This is a genomic window from Mesorhizobium sp. M8A.F.Ca.ET.202.01.1.1 (assembly GCF_004791595.1).
In the GTDB taxonomy this organism is placed as follows: Bacteria; Pseudomonadota; Alphaproteobacteria; order Rhizobiales; family Rhizobiaceae; genus Mesorhizobium.
The window spans coordinates 46,471-66,981 of sequence record NZ_SRUN01000012.1 but is presented as its reverse complement, the minus strand read 5'-3'; the positions used below and the strand labels follow the sequence as shown (position 1 = coordinate 66,981).

At 63.8% G+C, this 20,511-nt stretch carries 21 protein-coding genes and 1 pseudogene; 12 read left to right on the top strand and 10 right to left on the bottom strand.

Annotated features, from left to right (window positions below; all coding sequences use genetic code 11):
- Positions 1 to 8: 8 nt before the first annotated feature.
- A complete protein-coding gene (gene maiA / locus EN845_RS24205; RefSeq protein WP_127872683.1) occupies positions 9 to 659 on the top strand; it encodes a maleylacetoacetate isomerase in 651 nt (216 codons plus the stop codon).
- Positions 660 to 661: 2 nt separating this feature from the next.
- Here maiA and EN845_RS24200 read toward each other — a convergent pair whose 3' ends face one another.
- A complete protein-coding gene (locus EN845_RS24200; RefSeq protein ID WP_127872684.1) occupies positions 662 to 1,906 on the bottom strand; it encodes an MFS transporter in 1,245 nt (414 codons plus the stop codon).
- Between the two features lie 99 nt (positions 1,907 to 2,005).
- Here EN845_RS24200 and EN845_RS24195 point away from each other — a divergent pair, with 99 nt between their 5' ends.
- Together EN845_RS24195 and EN845_RS24190 are read left to right on the top strand one after the other, a co-directional pair.
- A complete protein-coding gene (locus EN845_RS24195; protein ID WP_127872685.1) occupies positions 2,006 to 2,467 on the top strand; it encodes a helix-turn-helix domain-containing protein in 462 nt (153 codons plus the stop codon).
- 116 nt (positions 2,468 to 2,583) lie between these two features.
- A complete protein-coding gene (locus EN845_RS24190) occupies positions 2,584 to 3,624 on the top strand; it encodes a zinc-dependent alcohol dehydrogenase family protein (RefSeq protein WP_127872686.1) in 1,041 nt (346 codons plus the stop codon).
- A gap of 18 nt (positions 3,625 to 3,642) precedes the next feature.
- Here EN845_RS24190 and EN845_RS24185 read toward each other — a convergent pair whose 3' ends face one another.
- Positions 3,643 to 4,533, bottom strand: a complete 891-nt coding sequence (locus EN845_RS24185) for a DMT family transporter (RefSeq protein ID WP_127872687.1) — start codon at positions 4,531 to 4,533, stop codon at positions 3,643 to 3,645.
- 106 nt (positions 4,534 to 4,639) lie between these two features.
- On the opposite strand from EN845_RS24185, the gene EN845_RS24180 reads away from it, so the two are divergent.
- A complete protein-coding gene (locus tag EN845_RS24180; RefSeq protein WP_127872688.1) occupies positions 4,640 to 6,043 on the top strand; it encodes a PLP-dependent aminotransferase family protein in 1,404 nt (467 codons plus the stop codon).
- 4 nt (positions 6,044 to 6,047) lie between these two features.
- Here EN845_RS24180 and EN845_RS24175 read toward each other — a convergent pair whose 3' ends face one another.
- Positions 6,048 to 6,938, bottom strand: a complete 891-nt coding sequence (locus EN845_RS24175) for a LysR family transcriptional regulator (protein WP_127872689.1) — start codon at positions 6,936 to 6,938, stop codon at positions 6,048 to 6,050.
- A gap of 131 nt (positions 6,939 to 7,069) precedes the next feature.
- Between EN845_RS24175 and EN845_RS24170 the strand changes: the two genes are divergently transcribed.
- A complete protein-coding gene (locus tag EN845_RS24170) occupies positions 7,070 to 8,527 on the top strand; it encodes an MFS transporter (RefSeq protein ID WP_127872690.1) in 1,458 nt (485 codons plus the stop codon).
- A gap of 142 nt (positions 8,528 to 8,669) precedes the next feature.
- Here EN845_RS24170 and EN845_RS24165 read toward each other — a convergent pair whose 3' ends face one another.
- Positions 8,670 to 9,167 carry a MaoC family dehydratase gene (locus EN845_RS24165; protein WP_127280148.1) on the bottom strand — a complete coding sequence of 166 codons (498 nt, stop codon included), beginning with the start codon at positions 9,165 to 9,167 and terminating at the stop codon, positions 8,670 to 8,672.
- A gap of 295 nt (positions 9,168 to 9,462) precedes the next feature.
- Here EN845_RS24165 and phaP point away from each other — a divergent pair.
- A pseudogene (gene phaP, locus EN845_RS24160) lies at positions 9,463 to 9,732 on the top strand (TIGR01841 family phasin); the annotation flags it as partial.
- Between the two features lie 226 nt (positions 9,733 to 9,958).
- Here phaP and EN845_RS24150 read toward each other — a convergent pair.
- Positions 9,959 to 11,254, bottom strand: coding sequence for a DUF445 domain-containing protein (locus EN845_RS24150; protein WP_127872691.1), 1,296 nt, complete (start codon positions 11,252 to 11,254; stop codon positions 9,959 to 9,961).
- A gap of 271 nt (positions 11,255 to 11,525) precedes the next feature.
- Between EN845_RS24150 and rirA the strand changes: the two genes are divergently transcribed.
- Positions 11,526 to 11,990: an iron-responsive transcriptional regulator RirA gene (gene rirA / locus EN845_RS24145; RefSeq protein ID WP_127278767.1), complete on the top strand. Its 465-nt coding sequence runs from the start codon at positions 11,526 to 11,528 to the stop codon at positions 11,988 to 11,990.
- A gap of 31 nt (positions 11,991 to 12,021) precedes the next feature.
- Here the strand turns inward: rirA and EN845_RS24140 are convergent, their stop codons facing one another.
- From EN845_RS24140 to hemP, 5 genes are read right to left on the bottom strand one after another with little or no spacing between them, the layout of a single operon-like run.
- Complete coding sequence (locus EN845_RS24140; RefSeq protein WP_127872692.1) at positions 12,022 to 12,810, bottom strand: heme ABC transporter ATP-binding protein; 789 nt, start codon at positions 12,808 to 12,810, stop codon at positions 12,022 to 12,024.
- A 26-nt stretch (positions 12,811 to 12,836) separates the two neighbouring features.
- Complete coding sequence (locus tag EN845_RS24135; protein WP_127872693.1) at positions 12,837 to 13,937, bottom strand: iron ABC transporter permease; 1,101 nt, start codon at positions 13,935 to 13,937, stop codon at positions 12,837 to 12,839.
- Between the two features lie 5 nt (positions 13,938 to 13,942).
- A complete protein-coding gene (locus tag EN845_RS24130; protein WP_127872694.1) occupies positions 13,943 to 14,851 on the bottom strand; it encodes a hemin ABC transporter substrate-binding protein in 909 nt (302 codons plus the stop codon).
- 10 nt (positions 14,852 to 14,861) lie between these two features.
- Positions 14,862 to 15,923 (bottom strand): hemin-degrading factor, encoded by a 1,062-nt coding sequence (locus EN845_RS24125; RefSeq protein WP_127872695.1) that lies wholly within the window; start codon positions 15,921 to 15,923, stop codon positions 14,862 to 14,864.
- Between the two features lie 23 nt (positions 15,924 to 15,946).
- Positions 15,947 to 16,153: a hemin uptake protein HemP gene (gene hemP / locus EN845_RS24120; RefSeq protein WP_027051401.1), complete on the bottom strand. Its 207-nt coding sequence runs from the start codon at positions 16,151 to 16,153 to the stop codon at positions 15,947 to 15,949.
- A gap of 200 nt (positions 16,154 to 16,353) precedes the next feature.
- Here hemP and EN845_RS24115 point away from each other — a divergent pair, with 200 nt between their 5' ends.
- The 5 genes from EN845_RS24115 to EN845_RS24100 are packed head-to-tail and all read left to right on the top strand — an operon-like array spanning position 16,354 to position 20,510.
- Positions 16,354 to 18,543 (top strand): TonB-dependent hemoglobin/transferrin/lactoferrin family receptor, encoded by a 2,190-nt coding sequence (locus EN845_RS24115; RefSeq protein ID WP_127872696.1) that lies wholly within the window; start codon positions 16,354 to 16,356, stop codon positions 18,541 to 18,543.
- A gap of 6 nt (positions 18,544 to 18,549) precedes the next feature.
- Positions 18,550 to 18,987, top strand: coding sequence for a hypothetical protein (locus EN845_RS24110; RefSeq protein WP_127872697.1), 438 nt, complete (start codon positions 18,550 to 18,552; stop codon positions 18,985 to 18,987).
- A gap of 8 nt (positions 18,988 to 18,995) precedes the next feature.
- Complete coding sequence (locus tag EN845_RS36155; protein ID WP_245511793.1) at positions 18,996 to 19,772, top strand: hypothetical protein; 777 nt, start codon at positions 18,996 to 18,998, stop codon at positions 19,770 to 19,772.
- 49 nt (positions 19,773 to 19,821) lie between these two features.
- Entirely contained in the window at positions 19,822 to 20,136 is a 315-nt protein-coding gene (locus EN845_RS36150) for an energy transducer TonB (protein WP_245511792.1), read from the top strand.
- Positions 20,137 to 20,195: 59 nt separating this feature from the next.
- Positions 20,196 to 20,510: an antibiotic biosynthesis monooxygenase gene (locus tag EN845_RS24100; protein WP_127872698.1), complete on the top strand. Its 315-nt coding sequence runs from the start codon at positions 20,196 to 20,198 to the stop codon at positions 20,508 to 20,510.
- Position 20,511 lies beyond the last annotated feature (1 nt).

The window sequence follows — 20,511 nt, the reverse complement described above, 5'->3', positions numbered from 1 at the left end:
GAAAAGTCATGAGCAATATCGTCCTGCACAACTACTATCGCTCTTCCACCTCCTATCGGGTGCGGATCGCGCTGGAGATGAAGGGGCTGAGCTATGACTATGTGCCGCATCACCTGCGCCATGGCGAGCATCTGGAAGCGGCCTATCTCGCGGTCAACCCTCAAGGGTTGGTCCCCGCGCTGATCTGCAACGACGGCACGCTGCTGACGCAGTCGCTGGCGATCATCGAATTCCTCGACGAGACCACGCCGGAACCACCGCTGCTGCCAAAAGACCCGCTTGGCCGGGCGCGGGTCAGGATGCTGGCGCAGATGATCGCCTGCGACATCCATCCGGTGAACAATCTGCGCGTGCTGACTTCGCTGCGCACCCTGTTCGGCGCCGGCGACCAGGATGTCGCCAACTGGTTCCGGCATTGGGTCAATGAAGGTTTTGGCCCACTCGAGACATTGCTGACGGCTTCGCCCGAAACCGGCACATTCTGTCATGGCGACACGCCGGGGCTGGCAGACATCTGCCTTGTCGCCCAGGTCACCAGCAACGCCCGTTTCGGCGTCGATATGACGCCCTACCCGACGATTTCGCGCATCAACGCCGCCTGCATGGCGCTACCCGCCTTCCAGAAAGCCGCGCCCCAGAACCAGATCGACGCCGAGTAAATTCACCGGCCGACGCGCAGCGTCAGCGCCCAGAACAGCAGCGCTAGCAAGCCGATGCCAACGCCGAGCAGCGAGACACCGCTCCAGCCGGCCACGCCATAGGCCATGGTCGCGACGATCGAGCCCAGCGCGCTGCCGAGCGAATAGAAGATCATGTAGCCACCGACCAGCCGGCTGCGGGCATCCGGTCGACGCGCGAAGATCAGGCTCTGGTTGGTGACGTGTGTGGCCTGGATCGCCAGATCCAGCATGACGATGCCGGCGACCAGTAGCCACAGCGACATGCCCATGAAGGCGATCGGCAACCAAGCCGCTGTCATCAGCAGCAGGCTGAGCCCGGTGACCAGTTGCCCGCGTCCCCGATCCACCAGACCGCCGGTCCATCGCGCCCCCAGCGCGCCGGCGACGCCGGCGAGCCCGAAAAGTCCGATTGCGGTGTGCGACAGCGAGAACGGTGGCGCGCTGAGTGGCAGCACCAGCGGCGCCCACAGCACGTTGAAGCTGGCGAAGATCAGCAGGGCGAGAACCGCGCGCACACGCAGCAGTGGCTCCTTCACGAACAAGAGCACCACCGAGGCCAGCAGGCGCGGATAGGATGTGCTTGGCCTCTCCGCCTCATGGCGCGGCAGGATGAGGTAGAGAAGCACCGCCATGAATAGGGTGAGCGCGGCCGAGACGACATAGACCCAGCGCCAGCCGGCGAAATCGGCGACGACGCCGGCGACGAAGCGGGCAAGCAGGATCCCTGTTATGACGCCGCTGGTGACGGTGCCGACCGCCCGCCCCCGTTGCGATGGCGCGGCGAGATCGGCCGCGTAGGCCACCAGCACCTGCACCACCACGGCAAGCAGTCCGACAACGGCGAGACTCGCCAGCAGCATTGCCGCGTTCGGCGCGACCCCGACGGCTATCAGCGCCACCGCCGAAAGCACCGCCTGCCCCGCAATCAGCTTGCGGCGATCGAACAGGTCGCCAAGCGGCACGATGAACAACAGGCCGAGCGCATAGCCGATCTGGGTGACCATCACCACGATGCCGATCGAGGCCGGCGCAATGGCGAAATCATGGGCCATGGCGTCGAGCAGCGGATGGGCGAAATAGACATTAGCGACGCTCAGGCCGCAGGCAACGGCGAAAATCAGCGTGGTCATCCCGGACAATCCCGGCGATGACGCCGGCGTCACCTGCTCGCGCTCCTCGGTTCGCTCCGCCTTCGTCGCGGCGCCGTTCATCACCTCTATATTCATGTCGCTCTCCGCAAACGGTTTCAAATTGAAACCGCTTGCTGGATAGACAGAACAGTTTTATGTTGCAACCAAAATGACCGATCTGGACCAACCATTGCCATGGTGAAACGAACGAGCCACCAGAGTGCGGACTGCCTGATCGCACGACCGCTCGACGCGATTGGCGACTGGTGGTCACTGCTCATCGTGCGCGACGCGTTCGACGGATTGCGGCGCTTCGGCGAGTTTCAGAAGAGCCTCGGCGTCGCCAAGAACATCCTGTCGGCGCGGCTGCGCAATCTGGTCACGCACGGCATCCTGGAAACAGTTCCTGCGCCCGACGGCAGCGCGCACCATGAATATGTGCTGACGCAAAAAGGACGCGGCCTGTTCTACGTGCTGGTCGCGTTGCGCCAATGGGGCGAGACCTATTTCTCCGGCCCCGGCGAGCCCTACACATTCATGGTGGATACCGAGAGCGGCAGGCCGATAAAGCGCCTTGAAGTGCATGCCGAAGACGGTCGTCTGCTAGCCCCCGGCGACACCAGGCTTGCCGATTTCCGCAACCAGGAAAACAGGTAAACGTCGTTCCTTGGTTCGGCGGAGCGGCCATCCTGGTGGAATCGATTTCCGCTTGACCGGACAAGGAATCGGCTATCTTTCCGGTGACACATGCCGTCTCAAGGGTGGAGTGACCGATGAAAGCCGTCGTCTTCGAAAAATTCGGCGAAGCGCCGACGATCCAGACCGTGCCCGATCCGAAGCCGGCTGCCGATGGCGTCGTCATCAAGGTCGAGGCGACCGGGCTGTGCCGCAGCGACTGGCATGGCTGGATGGGCCATGATGACGGCATCACCCTGCCGCACGTGCCGGGACATGAACTGGCCGGCGTGGTTGTGGCGGCCGGCAAACAGGTCACCCGCTGGAAGGCGGGCGAGCGCGTCACCGTGCCGTTCGCCGTCGGCTGCGGCCGCTGCTTCGAATGCAACTCCGGCAATCACCAGGTCTGCGAGCATCAGACACAGCCTGGCTTCACCGGCTGGGGCTCGTTCGCCGAATATGTCGCTATCGAGCACGCCGACACCAATCTGGTGCGCCTTCCCGACGAAATGGAATTCGCCACCGCCGCCAGCCTCGGCTGCCGCTTCGTCACCTCTTTTCGCGCCATCGTCGACCAGGGCCGGGTGACGCCGGGCGAGTGGGTGGCGGTGCATGGCTGCGGCGGCGTCGGCCTGTCGGCGATCATGATCGCCAGCTCGATGGGCGCCAATGTCATCGCCATCGACCTCACCGACGAGAAACTGGACTTCGCCAAAAAGATCGGCGCCGTGGCGACCATCAACGCGTCCACGACGCCGAACGTCGTCAAGGCCGTCAAGCAGATCACCAATGGCGGCGCCCACATGTCGATGGACGCGCTCGGTCACCCCACGACGTCCTTCAACTCGATAGCCAACCTGCGCCGGCGTGGACGTCACGTGCAGGTCGGCCTGATGCTGGGCGAGCACGCCCGCCCCCAGGTGCCGATGGACAAGGTGATCGCCTTCGAGCTCGAAATCCTCGGCAGCCACGGCATGCAGGCCTATCGCTACCCCGCGATGATGGAGATGATCCGCCACGGCAAGCTGAAGCCCGAACTGCTGGTCGGCAAGAAGATCAGCCTCGACGAGGCGCCCGCGGCCTTGATGGCGATGGGCGGTTTCGAGGGCATCGGCATTGGCCTGGTGACGAAGTTCTAGCGAGGGTCGGCATCATCACTATGCAGCCGCACGCCGCGGCAAATCCTGCTTGGCGAATTTCTTCGCGCCGAACACACATGTCACCACGCCGAGCGTGACGACGATCATCATCGGACTGACCTGTTCACGCAGCAGTGTCGCCGCTAATGCGAGCCCGAAAAACGGCTGCAGCAGCTGCAACTGCCCCACTGCTGCAATGCCGCCTTGCGCCAGGCCGCGATACCAGAAGACGAAGCCGATCAGCATGCTGAACAGCGAGACATAGCCAAGACCGATCCAGGCATTGGAGCCAACGCTGGCGAAGGACGACGGCAGGGTAGCAACCGTCAGCACCAGCATGACCGGCAGGGACAGCACCAGCGCCCAGCAGATCACTTGCCAGCCGCCCAACCTGCGCGACAGCGCGGCGCCTTCCGCGTAGCCAAGGCCGCAGACGATGATGGCCGCAAGCATCAGCCCATCGCCGACCGGCGAAGCCGTCACGCCTTGCGCAAGCGCGAAGCCCGCCACCAGCGCACTGCCGAGGCATGAGAACAGCCAGAAGGCCGGCCTTGGCCGTTCACCGCCACGCAACACGCCGAAGATCGCGGTCGCCAGCGGCAGCAAGCCGACAAAGATGATGGAATGGGCCGAAGTGACATGCTTCAGCGCGAGCGCCGTCAGCAAGGGGAAGCCGACGACCACGCCAAGCGCAACGATGATGAGCGACAGCAAGTCATGACGCGCGGGGCGCTTCTCGCGGAACACAAGCAGCAAGGCGAGACCGAGCAGGCCGGCTATGAGCGCGCGGGCCGATGTCAGGAATATCGGATCGAGATCCATCACCGCCACGCGCGTCGCCGGCAACGAGCCGCTAAAAATCAGCACGCCGATAAATCCGTTCACCCAGCCGCTCGCCGTCTTGTCCATTGCAGGCTCCATTGCTTTCGCCCTCTATCGTGCGAACGCCCGTGGTGCGGCCAGAGACAATGGGGTACAATTCGATGAAACTGTAATGGCGAATTGAGCAGTACGGATGACAGACCTTGCTTTGGAACCCGACGGCGCACGCACCCTTGTGGAGAGTGTGATGGCGACCATCCGTCAGCGGATCGCCGCGCGCAGCCTGACACCGGGAACCCGGTTACCGTCTATCCGTGCCTTCGCGAAGTCCATGCAGGTATCCAAATCCACCGTCGTCGAAGCCTATGAGCGGCTCGCCGCCGAAGGCGCGATCCGCTCCCGGCCGGGTTCCGGTTTTTATGCCGCCGGCTCGCTGGCGCCGCTGTCTTTGGCCGAGATCGGCCCCCGGCTCGATCGTGCCGTCGATCCGCTCTGGGTTTCGCGCCAGTCGCTGGAGGCTGGCGAGGAAGTCCTGAAACCCGGCTGCGGCTGGCTGCCGGCTTCATGGATGCCACAGGCCGGGCTCCGCAGGGCATTGCGCACGGTCGCGCGTGCCGACGATGTCGCGCTTGCCGACTACGGCACGCCGCTCGGGCTGCCGCCGCTGCGGCAATTGCTGGCGCGGCGCCTGGCCGGGCATGGCATCGAAGCTTCGCCCGAACAGATCATGCTGACGGAATCGGGCACCCAGGCCATCGACCTGCTCTGCCGGTTCCTGATCGAGCCCGGCGACACCGTGCTGGTCGACGATCCCTGCTATTTCAATTTCCACGCTTTGCTGCGTGCCCATCGCGCCAAGGTCGTCAGCGTCCCCTACACGCAATCGGGGCCTGATATCGAGCTATTCGCCCAGGCGCTCGCCGAACACCGGCCGCGCCTCTACATCACCAACTCCGCCATTCACAATCCGACGGGGGCGATCCTGTCTCCGGTGACGGCCCATCGTCTGCTCAAACTGGCCGACCAGTCGGGCCTGACCATCGTCGAGGACGACATCTTCGCCGATTTCGAACATGCCCCTGCCCCCAGGCTGGCGGCGTTCGACGGCCTTAGCCGCGTTGTCCAGATCGGCAGTTTCTCCAAGACGCTGTCGGCGTCGGTCCGCTGCGGCTTCATCGCCGCCCCCCGCGACTGGATCGAGGGCCTGGCCGACCTCAAGATCGCCACGACTTTCGGCGGCGGACGGCTGGCGGCCGAACTTGTGCTGACGTTGCTGAAGGACGGCAGCTACCGCAAGCACATGGATTTGCTGCGCGCGCGCCTCTCGCGTGCCATGGGCGAGACCAGCGCCCGGCTGAAGGCGATCGGCATCACGCCCTGGATCGACCAACCGGCCGGGCTGTTCCTGTGGTGCGGCCTGCCGGACCGGGTAGACGCGGCCGACGTCGCCCGCCGCGCGCTCGCCGACAACATCGTTCTGGCACCCGGCAATGCGTTCAGCCTGTCGCAGTCAGCCAGCCGCTTCCTGCGCTTCAACGTTGCCCAATGCGCGGACGAGCGGATTTTCAAGACGCTCGAAACGGCAATGTCTCGCTGATCGGTCAGCGACCCGCACAGACTTCCCGCACGCAGTCCCGCAGCCAGCGTTGCGCCGGATCCGCCTCGAGGCGCGGATGCCAGAGCATCGAGATGGTGACGTCCAGGGTGGCGACCGGCAGCGCAAAACTGTGCATGCCGGCACGCGCTCCTGCCGTATGCCGCTCGGGCACGCTGGCGATCAGATCCGAGGCCCGGGCCATGGCAAGTGCCGCCGAAAAACCTGAGACCATGCACACGACCCTCCGCTGCAAGCCAATCATGCCCAGGGCCTCGTCGATCGGTCCCTTCTCGCGGCCGCGTCGCGAGACGCTGATGTGCCGGCCAGCCGCATAACGCTCGGGCGTCACCTTGCCCTCGGCCAGGGGATGGCCGGCCCGCACGGCACCGACAAAGCGGTCGCGAAACAGGGCCTGGATGCGCACCTCGGGTCCGGTCTCGCCGGCAACGCCGATTTCCAGGTCGATCGCCGCTTCGCGCAGCGACATCGCATCCTTGTCGGACTTCGGTGCGAAACGCAGCCGCACCCCTGGCGCATCGGCCTCGGTGCGGGCGACGAGGCGAGGCCCGAACTCCTCGACGAAGCTTTCGTTGGTGCGCAATGTGAAGATCCGGTCCAGGCTCCGGGGATCAAGCAACTCGGTCGGGCGCAGGAGCACCTCCGCGTCTTGGACGACACGGCCGACCTGTCGCCGCAATTTCTCCGCACGCGGCGTCGCCACCAGGCCGCGCCCGGCGCGCACCAGCAGAGGATCGCCCGTTGCCTCGCGCAGCCGCGCCAGCGTCCGGCTCATCGCCGAGGGGCTGAGCCGCAGCCGGCGCGCCGCGCGCGCCACGCTGCCTTCGGCCAGCAGGACGTCGAGGGCAAAGAGGAGATTGAGATCGGGCGATGTCATGGATCGATCATAGCATATGATATGGCGTCCGATGCACGAATAAGATGCAAATGCTGCGCCTTCCGCCGCATCAGACACAAGACTAGATCTCCGACAGCTCCGGTTCCGGAGCAGACAGAAAGGAGATCGCCTTGGCAGTCGTTGAGCAAAATCGGGAACTGATATCGGTGCCGCGACAGGCCCAGTCCGCTGGCCTGGCGCTGGTGAGCCTGTCGCTCGCCACGCTGCTATCGTCACTGGGAACCAGCATTGCCAGCGTCGGCCTGCCTTCGCTGATGCAAGCCTTCGATGCATCGTTCCAGGCCGTGCAATGGGTGGTTCTCGCCTATCTGCTCGCCATCACGACGCTGATCGTCGGCGCCGGACGGCTGGCCGACATGTTCGGGCGTCGGCCTTTGCTGCTTTGTGGCATCGCGCTGTTCACGCTGGCATCGGTGCTCTGCGGCCTGGCACCAACACTCTGGCTGCTGATCGCGGCGCGCGCCATGCAGGGACTTGGCGCCGCGCTGATGATGGCGCTGACACTGGCCTTCGTCGCGGAAACCGTAAGCAAGGAGCGAACCGGCAGCGCCATGGGCCTGCTCGGCGCCATGTCCGCGATCGGCACGACGCTCGGGCCTTCGCTTGGCGGCTTGTTGATCGCCGGCCTCGGCTGGCAGGCAATCTTTCTTGTCAATGGGCTGCTGGGCCTTCTGACCTTCGCTCTCGCCTGGCGTGCCTTGCCGGCGCGCGGCGGAACAATGGAGACCGGTCGAGGCACGTTTGACGTCACAGGCACCGCCCTGCTGGCCCTTACCTTGGGCGCCTATGCCCTGGCATTGACTCTTGGCCGAGGCAATTTCGGCGTGCTCAATCTGGGCCTGCTGGTCGCGGCCGGTATCGGCGTCATCGTGTTCGCCATCGCTCAGGCGAAAGCGAAGGCGCCCCTCGTCCAACTCGCCCGCTTCCGCGACCCGCGGCTGAGCGCCGGCCTCGCCATGAGCCTGATCGTCGCCACGGTGATGATGGCAACCCTAGTGGTTGCTCCGTTCTACCTGTCGCGCGGGCTGGGATTGGATGCCGCGATGGTTGGAATGGCGCTTTCGACCGGGCCGTTTGTCTCGACCCTGTCGGCGTTGCTGGCCGGCCGGCTGACCGATCGCTTCGGTGCCCATCGGATGATGGTCGCCGGCCTGCTCTGCCTCGCCACGGGAACGTTCCTCCTGTCGCTCGCCCTGACCAAGCTCGGCATCGCCAGCTACGTCGCTCCAATCACCGTCACCTGCTTCGGCTATGCCCTGTTCCAGACCGCCAACAATGCAGCCGTCATGGGCGGTGTAAGCGCAAACGAACGTGGCGTCGTTTCCGGTCTGCTCAACCTGTCGCGCAATCTTGGTCTCATCACTGGCGCATCGCTAATGGGTGCCATATTCGCGATCGCATCGAGTAATGCACAGCAAGGGATCGGGCAGCAGCTCTTGAGTTCCGCGGCGGCGGCCCAAGGCATGCAGATCACCTTCCGGGCAGCCACGGCCCTGGCCCTGGCCGCGCTGGTCCTTGCGGTGCTCTCCGCCCGCGCCGACCGCCGAGCGGAACCCAACCGGCGTTGAACCGCAATCGTTTGACTGCTCGCCTTCGCCGCCCCTCCTTCACGACCTTCATCCTGCCCATGTGGGTGATGGCCATGGGCATCGTCTTTGCCGGAACTGTTACGGCCAATGAAATGACGCGAGGGGCCTGGCGGACCGCCGTTCAGGCCCCTGCCCGTTTGCGGCGTTCGTAAAGCATGACGAGCGTTTCAGCCATCAGCGCCGGCTTTTCCTCGCCTTCGATCTCGACCGTGTTGGCTGCCTTCATAAGATACTGGCCTGGGCCACGGTCTTCCATGGAAAGCAGCGTCGTGCGCAGGCGGATGCGCGCGCCGACCCTGACCGGCGCCAGGAAACGCACCTTGTCGAAACCATAGTTGAAGGCGGCCTGCGTATTCTCGGGCACGATCCCCATTTCGAGGGCCAGCGCGCCGATGATCGACAACGTCAGATAGCCATGCGCGATCGTGGTGCGGAACGGGCTTTGCCGCCGCGCCCGTTCAGGATCGACGTGGATCCATTGATGGTCGCCGGTGCATTCGGCGAACTGGTTGATGCGGTTCTGGTCGACCGTGGTCCATTCCGAGACGCCGAGTTCCTGTCCGGACATCGTTCTCAGCTGTTCGTAGGTTGGCGGCGTTTTAGGCCGTACTTCCGTCATTCCTGCTTTCCCGATCGCTTCCAGAGCTTCCGGACCACGAACCGGCGGCCTCTGTCAATTCGTTCCGCGCAAAACCGTTCCGCCGGATTCGAACACACTCGTGCCATGCCTTGCCACGCAATGGCAGGCCCGAATCTGACTTTTTGACCTTCCAGCTTGCCGGGAGCTTATGCCGTGGCGCTAATGCAACTATGTGCAAGGTTGCGGAATCGCGAACCGGCGTGCCGGATAGAGGGCGAAACGACAGCCGATGGGATTCACTTCTGCCCGTAGCCGGCGCGGACCTCCTCCATCGCTGGAGAAGGCGGCGCGGACCAGTGCGGCGGGAGCGACCTCGCTGTTGTCGAGGCAGCGCGAAATGCTGCAGGACACGTTGCGGGAGGTCGCCGACATGGCGCAGAGCTACCGCGCACCGGGCAATCCGCAGGAACTGATGGCCAAGCAGACGGAGTTTGCCAGAAAATCCTTCGAGGCCGCGCTCAAGAACGCTGGTGAAGTGGCTGAACTGGCCAGGAAATCAGGCACCGAATCGATCGACATACTGCGCGCGCGCATCAAGGAGGCGCTTCGAGGTTCTTGCGATGATGGGCAAGGATCGCCTCGACATCGACGTTGGGCACCTTCAGGTCACGGCCCGAATCTGCCGAACATCTCCATGAAGGAATCGGATTCTGCTTGTCTGGCCATGACTGTCTTCTCCCCTTTGCCGCGGTTGCGGACGCCCTCGACGGGAGAATAGCACTCGAACGCCGTGTGTCCATTTCGAACGCACACCTGGCGATCGATACGGATCAATTGACCGGGAGCAGCAACTCGATCGTATAGAGCACGATGCCAGCCAGCCCGCCGATGATCATGCCGTTGAAGCGGATATATTGCAGGTCCCTGCCGATGTTCATCTCGATCAGGCGTGTCAGTTGCGCCAGGTCCCAGCGCTTGACCTGGTCGGCGATGAATTTCGACACGCCGCTCTTCTGGCTTTCCACGAAGGAGGCCAACGCCACCACGAATCCTTGGTTCATGTCGGCTCGAATCTGGGCATCGCCGGCGAGATGGCGGCCGACTTCGACGAACATGTTGGCGAGATGCTCCCGGACCAGCGAATTCGGCGCCTTGGCATCCTGCTCGATGAACAGGCTGAGGCTCTCCCACATGTCGCCGGCCAGCGCCCTGACTTCGGGTCTGGCGAGAAAATCGCGCTTCATTTTCTCCGCTCGCTTGGCATATTGCTTGGACGTGCGCAGCCGGTCGACGAAACTTTGCGCGAAACGGTCGAATTCGGCGCGCATCGGATGGTCGGGATCGGCACGCACTTCGTCCAGCAGGGAGCCCGCCGAGGCGACGATCTTCTTCAGGAGGTAGGCATCGGCGCGAAACAGGTTGAACAGCGACGGCAGTTCCTCGCGGATCTTGTCGCGCATCGTCGCCAGCGCCTGTTCGTCGTTGAGGAACCGGCCGATGACCTTGATGAACTCGTCGAACAATTTCTGGTGGCGGCGATCGTCGGTGAGCGCCGACAAGAGTTCGGCGGCCAGCGGCGCCAGCGGCACCTTTTCGATCTGCTCCAGCATGCGGCTGGTGACGAAACCGCGCAGGCCCGATTGTTCGACGGCCGCAAGCGTACGCGGCACCAGCCGCACGACGAAGCGCGACAGGCCGGCGGCGCGTTCGGCATCGGCGAGCCAATCGGCGACGAGCGCCGAAAAATCGACCTCGGCGAGTTTTTCACGCACCGGCTCCGTTGCCAGGAAATTAACCTCGATGAAACGGCCGAGATTGTCGGCTATCCGATCCTTGTTTTCCGGGATGATGGCGGTGTGCGGGATGGGTAGCCCGAGCGGCCGTTTGAACAGCGCCACCACCGCGTACCAGTCGGCAAGGCCGCCGATGGTTGCCGCCTCGGCGAAGGCGGCGACGAAGCCGAGCCACGGGTAGCTGGCCTGGAAGGACTTGGCCAAGACAAAGACCAGCACGCAGAGTGCCAGCGCCGCCATGGCGACGAACTTTGTCCGCCGCAGCGCCGAAAGCTTGGCGCCCGCGTCGGTGTCGAAACGGACAGGCGCCAGCGACTGGGCCGATTGAGACATATGAGCCGCTCCTCGTCGATCCCAGGCTATTTAGTGCGTCGGTCGTCAAAATGCCCGCGACAGCCGATTTTCTCAGCGTTTCGCCTGGCCACGCACATAAAGTTGACGAGAATATTCAGCTATGATGCGAAGCCAGTCTGGAATTATTCCAAGGTATAGGCCATATTCGACCGAGGCCAGCGCGGCGACTCCGAAAATCCGGGTGAAGCCGCGCCGGCAAAGTTCCAGACTCTGGCATGGTTGCACCGCGCCAGCGCTTTGTGAGGATGAAATGCGGCTTACCCGCCAGACCAACTATGCCATGCGCATCCTGATGTATTGTGCCGCCAACAATGAACGGTTGAGCCGCATCCCGGAGATCGCGACCGCCTATTCGGTGTCGGAACTGTTCCTGTTCAAGATCCTGCAGCCTTTGGTCGAGAACGGGCTGGTCGAGACTGTCCGCGGCCGGAACGGAGGGGTACGGCTCGGCCGCGCCGCCGAAGCGATAAGCCTGTTCGATGTTGTGCGCGTGACCGAGGAAAGCTTTGCCATGGCGGAGTGCTTCGAGAATGACGCGGCCGAATGCCCGCTGGTCGACAGCTGCGCATTGAACTCGGCGCTGCGCGAAGCGCTCAACGCCTTCTTCGCCGTGCTTGCCCGCTACACGATCGCCGATCTGGTGGCGGCGCGGCCGAATGTGCGCAACCTGCTCGGTATCGACATGCTGATGGAGCGCCGCGCCCCGGCAGCTTGATCTGCGCAGGCCGGGCTGTAGACCGCCGGATCTAGGCTGCGGATTGCGGCAGCACGAATGGCATGTTGCCGGCCGGCAGCACGCCGACCTTGAGCCGGCAGTCGAACACCTTCTCGATCAGATCGTCACTCAGCACGTCGCGCGGCGATCCGGTCGCGGCCAGCCGGCCGCGATGCATCACGAAGATGCGGTCGGCGAACATCGCCGTCAGATTGAGGTCGTGCAGGATCGCGACCACGCCGCCGCCTCTTCTGGCGAAGTCGCGGGCGATGTTCATGATGATCAGCTGATGCTTGATGTCGAGGCTGGAAACCGGTTCGTCGAGGAAGAGATAGCGCGGCACTCCGTAAAGCACCGGCGCCCAGACCTGGCACAGCACGCGGGCAAGCTGGACACGCTGCTGCTCACCACCGGAAAGCTCCTGGTAGAAACGACCGGCAAAACCGTCGAGATCGACCCGCGCAAGCGCCCGCTCCGGCAGGCGTTCGTCCTCGCCGGGCAGCACGCCCGAGCGTCCACCGACAAGGCCAAGCCTGACGATCTCGCGCACGGTGAAGGGAAAGGACAGGGTCGTTGCCTGAGGCAGCACCGCTCGCACTGTCGCCGCCTCGACCGGCTTCATCGTCGACAGCTCGCGACCGTTGATAAGGATCCGTCCGGTATGGACGAGATCCCCCGACATCGACTTGAGAAAGGTCGTCTTGCCCGATCCGTTGGGGCCGACGATGGCCGAGATTTCACCTGGCCTGACTTCGAAATCGACGTTGGCGACAATGCGCTTCTTGCCGATCGCCACAGAAACGTCGCGGGCTTCGATCATGAAACACTCCTACAGGGTCTCAAATCTCACAAATCGATCACGCCACGCTTGCGCAGCAGGATCCAAAGGAAGAACGGCGCGCCAGCGACGGCGGTGACGATGCCGATCGGCAACTCTGCCGGCGCCACGATGGTGCGGGCGACGGCATCGGCGAGCAGCAACAGCGAGGCGCCGAGCAGCGCCGAGGCCGGCAGCAGGTAACGATTGTCCGGGCCAATCAGCAGGCGCAGCAGGTGCGGCACGACGATGCCGACGAAACCGATGCCGCCGCTGACGGCGACGGACGCCCCGACCGCCGCCGAGACACCAATGATGGCTGTGTATTTCAGCCGCTGCACCGGAATGCCGAGATGGCCGGCGGTGGCCTCGCCGAGCGCCAGCGCGTTGAGACCCCGGGCAAGGAACGGCATCGCCGCGAGTGCCAGGACGATGATGGGCCCGACGGAAGCGATCTTGGCCCATGTCGCACCACCGAGCGATCCCAGTGACCAGAAGGTCAGATCGCGCAACTGGCGATCGTCGGCCATGAAGATGAGGATTCCGGTCAGCGCCATGGCGAGTGCCGCCAGGGCGATGCCCGCGAGCAGCATGGTGGCGACAGAGGTTTGCCCGCGTCGCGTCGCGATCTGATAAAGCACCAATGTGGTGGCGAGGCCGCCGAGGAACGCCGCAAGCGGCAGCGCAAGCGTTCCGAGCAATGCGGTCACCGGTGCCAGCATGGTCCCGCCCAGCACGATGATGGCCACCGCACCGAGGCTGGAGCCAGCTGAAACGCCGATCAGTCCGGGATCGGCGAGCGGATTGCGGAACAGTCCCTGCATGACGGCTCCAGAAACCGCGAGCGCCGCACCCACCAGCATGCCGAGGATGACGCGCGGCAGCCGGATGTCATGGACGATCAGGCTGTCACGAGCGTTTAGTGCCGCATCGCCGGGGACGGTGCCAAAGAGCCAATCCCTAATGACGTTCAAGGCGGATGCGTCCGACGCCCCGGATGTGAGCGAAAGCAAGACGGCGCCGGCCAGGCCCAGGCACAGCATAAGAATGACGGCACGGGCGCGGCCGGAACGATCCCCTTCGGATGCACCCATCGCCTTCACCGGACCGGCGATCGACTGGTCGGCCATGATGCTCAGTCCGTGACCTGTGCGCCATAGAGCGACACGGCGAGATCGTGGATCGCGTCGGCAGTGCGCGGTCCGAAGCCCAGTAGATAGGCGCCGTCGATGCGGATCAGCTTGCGCGCCGTTCCGGCTGGCGTCGAGGCGATGGATGGATTGTCGAACAATTCGTCGTCCGAGACTGGCGGCCCGGCATTGGTCATCATCAAGATCACGTCCGGCCTGGCGGTGATGATCGCTTCGTCGGACATTTGCTTGTAGCCGGAAAAGCCTTCCACCGCATTGACCCCGCCCGCCAGCTTGACCATGCCATCGGCCGCGGTTTCGCTGCCGGCCGCCCGGATCTTGCCACCCTGTATCGAGAGAACGAACAGGACGCGCTTGCGCTCCTTGATCGAGGCTGTCTGCTTTTCGGCGGCCGTGAGTTTGGCATCGAGCGCCTTGGCCAGCACCTCGGCCTTGGCCTCGACCCCGAGCGCCTTGCCGACGATGCGGACCTTCTGGAGGATGCCTTCGCGGCTGTACAGTTCGGGCACTTCGATGAATGGAATGCTCGTCTTCTTTAGCACGTCGACGGCTTCCTTGGGGCCGCTGCCGTACAATGCCAGTATGCCTGTCGGATTGACCGACAAGACGCCTTCCGGCGACAGCTGGCGCATGTAACCGACATCAGGCAGGTCGAGCGCGGCTTTTGGAAAATTGCTGGTGGAATCGCGAGCCACCAGATGCTTTTCCTCTCCAAGCGCATAGACGATCTCGGTGATGGACCCGCCGATGGCGGCGATCTTCGAAGGATCGGCGAAGACCGAAACGCCTTCGTTGGCGCCGGCCGGCTGCATTGCGGCGAAAGCCAGGGCAAGGCCGATCGCGGAACCGATCATCGATCCGCACAGGGCGGACAGTCTCGACGCAAAACTCATTACACTGTCCTCAGGCTGCCGTCGGGCTTGGAATGCGCGGCAGGTGCTCGGCCAGGAAGCGCCAGTCGTCGCGCTCGCTTTCGCCTTCGTGGCGCTTGCCGAAGAACTGGATGATCATGTCGCCATTGGCGGCATAGACCTCGAGCGAGGTGACGTGGCCGTCCCTGGTCGGCTTGCGCACCGCCCATACCTCATGGATGTGGTCGGTTCGCAGATGCAGATGAAAGGTCTCGTCCAGCACGTTGATCCACGGCCCCATCGGCTTGATCGACTTGACCGGGCCGGAATGGATCTGGATGCAGCCGCGGTTGCCCACGAAGCACATGATCGGCATCTCGCTTTCGGCGGCGTGATGGAACATGGCGCGCACCGCGTCATTGTCGAGCAGCCAGGCGTAATCCTGGCCGACCATGCGCACCGCCTGGCGGCGGCTGAGCTTCAACGTCTTCAGCATGCCGAAGAACTGGTGCACGTCCGTCAGCCGGCTCCAGCGGTCACGCAGATCGTCCAGGCTCGCAGTCGATGTCCCGGCCTCGCTTTCCTCGTCGAGAACGGGTCCTGAAATCTCGATCGTCGGCCCCTGGTTCGGTGATTCCAGCGAGGCGACCAGCTTCTGGTAGGCATAGAGGCTGGAGGCGGGGCGCAGATGCACCTTGTGCACGGCCTCGCCGGAAGCATCGAAGAATTGCAGGCTGCGGCGGATGTCGTCGCCGTCCCGCTTTTCCAGGGCGAAGCCATGCGCCCAGATTTTCGGGAAGATGCGCAGGTCGATGTTCTCGCCAAGCACCATCGCATTGTGATTGCCGGTGACGACCTTGTCGTAAACGCCGATCTTTTCGTGCACGGCGCTTTCGTTGCGGGTCAGCGCCATCACCTCGCCAACGGCCTCTAGACCGGTCAGAAGGTCATTGACGCGCGGCTCGATGCGAATGACGCCATCACCGCAATGCGCGGCCACCAGCTCGGCCTCCGAAATGCCGAGCTGGCCGGCCAGATCACGCTCGCGCGCTTTCGGATTCTCGGTCCGTGCCCGCCGGATTTCATGCGGAGCGGGTTTTACGCACTGGTCCATGTCCTTACCCCTGATGCCTTGCCTTACTTGTTGAGAATGAGCTTGCCCTGGCGGGTGATCTTCAGCCGGTAGAGCGCCCCATGATGTTCGATGCCGATCTCGTGCTCGCCCTGGAATAGGGTGTTGCTGGACAGCGTTCGCACCGCCAGCGGAATCCGATCGAAACGGGCGGAGGCATCGTCGGAACGGCGGACGCGATAGCGAAAATCGTTGGGATTATGCGTGTTCATCTGGGTCGATCCCTTTCCTGTGCCGGGCATCTGGCTAGGCGTTGCGAAATTGCCGATTCATTTCTTGACTCGAATAATCATGTTTACTAGTCAGTGCAATACCGGACTAAATGAGTCAACATTTAAGATGCCGGATACGATCAAAAATGCCAGCAAGCCCCAGGCCAGCCAGCATGGAACCTGGGATTTGGAGTTGGGGCATGGGGTCGATGAATTGGGAACGGCGCGGCCGGGCGACGGCGAACGGCGCGGCGGCTTTACTCGCAGGCGTGGCGGCGATCGCCTTGTCCGCGCTATCGGCGCACGCCCAGCAGGCAATGCAGCCGGCGGGCAAGCAACCGGATCAATCGAAGAAGACTGACCAGGAAAAAGCAACTCCCGCGGGCGCGACGCTGCTCGACAAGATCCTGGTGCTCAGCCGCACCGGCGAAACGGCGATCGAATCGCTGGCCTCGGCCAGCCATGTCGACCAGGAACAGCTCGACCGCCGCATGGCGACGACGCCAAACGAGATGCTTTTCGGTGTGCCCGGCGTCGCCGCCCAGGCGGACGCCAGGCGCGTCAGCACCAGCATCAACATCCGAGGCCTGCAGGATTTCGGCCGCGTCGCTGTCATCGTCGATGGCGCGCGCCAGAATTTCCAGCGTTCCGACCACGGCACGCAGTCGACCTTCTACATCGATCCCGAGCTCGTCAAATCCGTCGACGTGATCCGTGGCCCGGTCGCCAACACCTATGGCTCGGGCGCCATTGGCGGTGTCGTCTTCTTCGACACCAAGGATGCCCAGGATTTCCTCAAGCCTGACGAGACCTGGGCCGGTTCCGTCACCGGACGCTACGAGAGCAACGGCAAGGGCTGGACATCAAGCGCATCCGGCGCTTATCGCGTCAGTGAGAACTGGGAGGTGCTGGGCAACATCGTCTACCGCGACTACGACAACTACAAGGACGGCGACGGCGACACCGTCAACGGCACTGGTTTCGACGTGCTGAGCGGCCTGCTCAAGACCACCATCCGGCCGACCGAGAACAGTGAGCTGAAGCTTGGCTGGGTCGGATCGAGCGACGGCTGGGACGAGACCAGCGGCGGCGTGCCTGTGAATGATATCGACCTGAAGTCGAACACGTTCACGGCCCGCTACAACATCACGGACGAAGACAAGAGCTGGCTCGATCTCCACATCAACACCTCCTACAACAAGACCAATCTCGGCCTGACCAGTCTTGTCCCGCAGAACCGCTTCGATCCGGTCTCCGGTCTTCCCGTGGTGCTGCCGGCAGGATCACAATCGACATTCGATGTCGGCACGGCCGGTATCGATATCTGGAACACGTCACGGTTCGAAACGGGCGGCATCGCGCATGAACTGACCTATGGCGGCGACTGGGTCGGCGACAATGTCAAGACGGGCGGCGCGGCCGGCGGCGACAGTTTCTACACGCCTTCGGGCAAGCGGAATGTGTCGGGCGCCTACGTCCAGGACAAACTCACCTGGGACTGGCTCGAGGTCATCGCCGGACTGCGCTACGACAGCTACAGCCTGAAGGACGCCACGCATGATATCTCCGGCGACAGGCTGTCGCCGCGCGTCACGGTCGGTGTCTCGCCGTTCGAGAGCGCCGGCCTTGCCGGCCTGCAATTCTACGGCACCTATGCGGAAGGCTATCGCTCGCCCTCGATCACGGAGACTCTGATCAGCGGCAACCATCCGGCAGGCGTCAGCTTCCCGTTCCTGCCCAATCCAAATCTGCGGCCTGAAACCGGCAAGACGACCGAATTCGGCGTCAACTACAAGCAGAACGACATCTTCGAGGCTGGCGACGCCTTGCGCCTGAAGGCAGCCTATTTCAACAACGATGTCGACGACTATATCGACGGCGTGACGCTGTCCCCGTTCGCCCCAGGCAGCGGCTGCCCCTTCGGCCCCGGCATCCCGATCTGCTTCCAGTATCAGAATTTCGCCAAGGCCAGGATCAACGGTGTCGAGCTGGAAGGTGTCTACGACGCGGCGTGGGGCTATGCCGGCCTCTCGGCTTCGATCACAAATGGCCACACAGTTTCCTACAAGGGCGTGGAGGCCGACCTCGCCACCACTCCCTCCTCTCAGGTCACCGCTCAGCTCGGTTTGCGTTTCCTCGAGGACAAGCTGACCGTCGGGGGCGAAGTGCAGTACAACGGCAAGCCCAAGGGCAATGCGGTGGCCACCGACTATACGCTGGTCAACGCCTTTGCCAGCTATCAGGCGACCGACGATCTGAAGGTCGATTTCCGCGCCGACAACCTGTTCGACGTCAAATACGCCAACCCGCTGAATGGCGGCACGACGGTCGCCGTCTATGAACCCGGCATCACGCTGAAACTGGCGGCAACCATGCGATTTGGAGGCTGATCCATCATGACGAGCTTGACGACATCGCTTCGTCTGCTGACCTCGGCGCTGGCGATGTCGCTTGCGATGGTTCCGGCGTGGGCTAAGCAGTCCGCGCCGGTCCTGACCCTCGAACTCAATGCAGCGCAGCCTTCCGACAAGGGCTGCCGCCTGACCTTCCTGGTCAGCAACAATCTCGGCGCCGACCTCACCAAGGCGGCGTTCGAGATCGCCCTGTTCAACGAGGCCGGTATCGTCGACCGGCTGACCGTGCTCGACTTCAAGGACCTGCCGGCCGGCAAGACCAAGGTGACGCGCTTTGACCTGGCCGGCACTGACTGCACCAAGGTCAGCCGCGTGCTGATCAACAGCGCCACGGAATGCGCCGGCACGGGCGTCGAGCCGGCCGCCTGCATGCGCAAGCTGAAGACGGACACCAGGACCGGCATCGCTTTCGGAGTCTGAGGGCGGCGGTGGGACTGGAACTTGACTTGGCACGACATATGGTGGCCCGGCCCCTGGCCGGCCTTCCGCTGTTTGAGCCAGTCCATCTTGATTTGACAATGACGCCTGGGCCGCTGCATTTTCCGCCGCGCGACATGCAGGAAATCAGTCCCCTCCGCGACGCCGGCGACGAGTTGGCCATCGTGCCGGCCGAGCCGCTTGCCCAGACACGGCCGCCGGCCGGCAACGGCAAGTGGGCAACGGCGATCGCCATCTCCGGCCTGCTCCATGCCGCGGTAGCGGCGGCTTTTCTGGTCTCACCTGCCGGCACGCTTGTTTCCAGGGAGACGGAGCAATCGGAAGGCGGCGATCACACAGGCGACAAGGTAGCCGGCAGTGCGCTGGACAAGGACCCGACGGCAATGAATGTCACGTTGGTGCCGAGCCAGCCGCCGGCCACCCCCCCCTCAGGCAAAGGCAGCCAGGCCGGCGCCGCCGACGGAACCTTCGCGGCCCGCGCCGGAAGCTGTGACACAGGATCGCGAGCCCGCCCGGGACGCCGCGAAGCAGGCTTCGGAGCCCTCGCAGGAACCGGCCAAACAGCCAATGGTGACACCCGACATACTGGTGACGGCAAAACCCCGCCCGGACGACCAGAGCGTGGCCGCCAGGAACGAAACGCAGGCGCAGCCGAGCGTCCAGGCCGAAACCGTCGAGATGCCTGTCGCCGCTCCCGATCACCCGCCGACCCCCTATGCAAGGCCGACTCCGGCGGCCGCGCCTGCGACAGCTGCAGCGGCGGATGAACGGAGCGGTACGGCCGACGGCCAGGATCGGCCGGCGCAAGCGGCCAGCATGGGCAAGAGGCAGAAAGAGGCCGGCAGCGCCGCGGAAGACAGCTACCGCGGCGACGTCTTTCGAAAGCTCGGCAGCGTCAATCGAACTCTCCCGCCTTCGCTGCAACTGGCCGCGCGAAACAATGCGGTTGTGGCATTCGCCATAGGCAAGAAGGGCAACATAGATCAGTTGCGTATTCTGGAAAGCTCGGGATCGAAGACTTTCGATGAGGCCGCGCTTGGCATCGTGCGCAAGGCTGCTCCCTTCCCTCCAATTCCGCCACAGGCCGCGAATCCGGGTTTGGAATTCGAGGTCGGGATCGGCCCGTTCTAAGATGTGAGCAGCACAAACGTTGCGGCGCCAACCATCAACATCCGCACGAAAGGGACCCCATGTATATCGCCATGAACCGCTTCAAGGTGCAGACCGGCTCCGAGGCCGATTTCGAAGCCGTGTGGAAGAACCGCGATTCCAGCCTTGCCGAGATGAAAGGCTTCCGGGAATTCCATCTGTTGCGCGGCCCGGCCAACGAGACCGAAGGCTACACGCTGTTTGCCTCGCATACGGTCTGGGCGAGCCACGCCGACTTCGTCGCCTGGACCAAATCGGAGAACTTTCGCGCCGCCCACCGCAATGTCGGCACGACAAAGGTCCATTATCTCGGCCACCCGCAATTCGAGGGTTTTTCCGTCGTCGAAGGCGCATAAG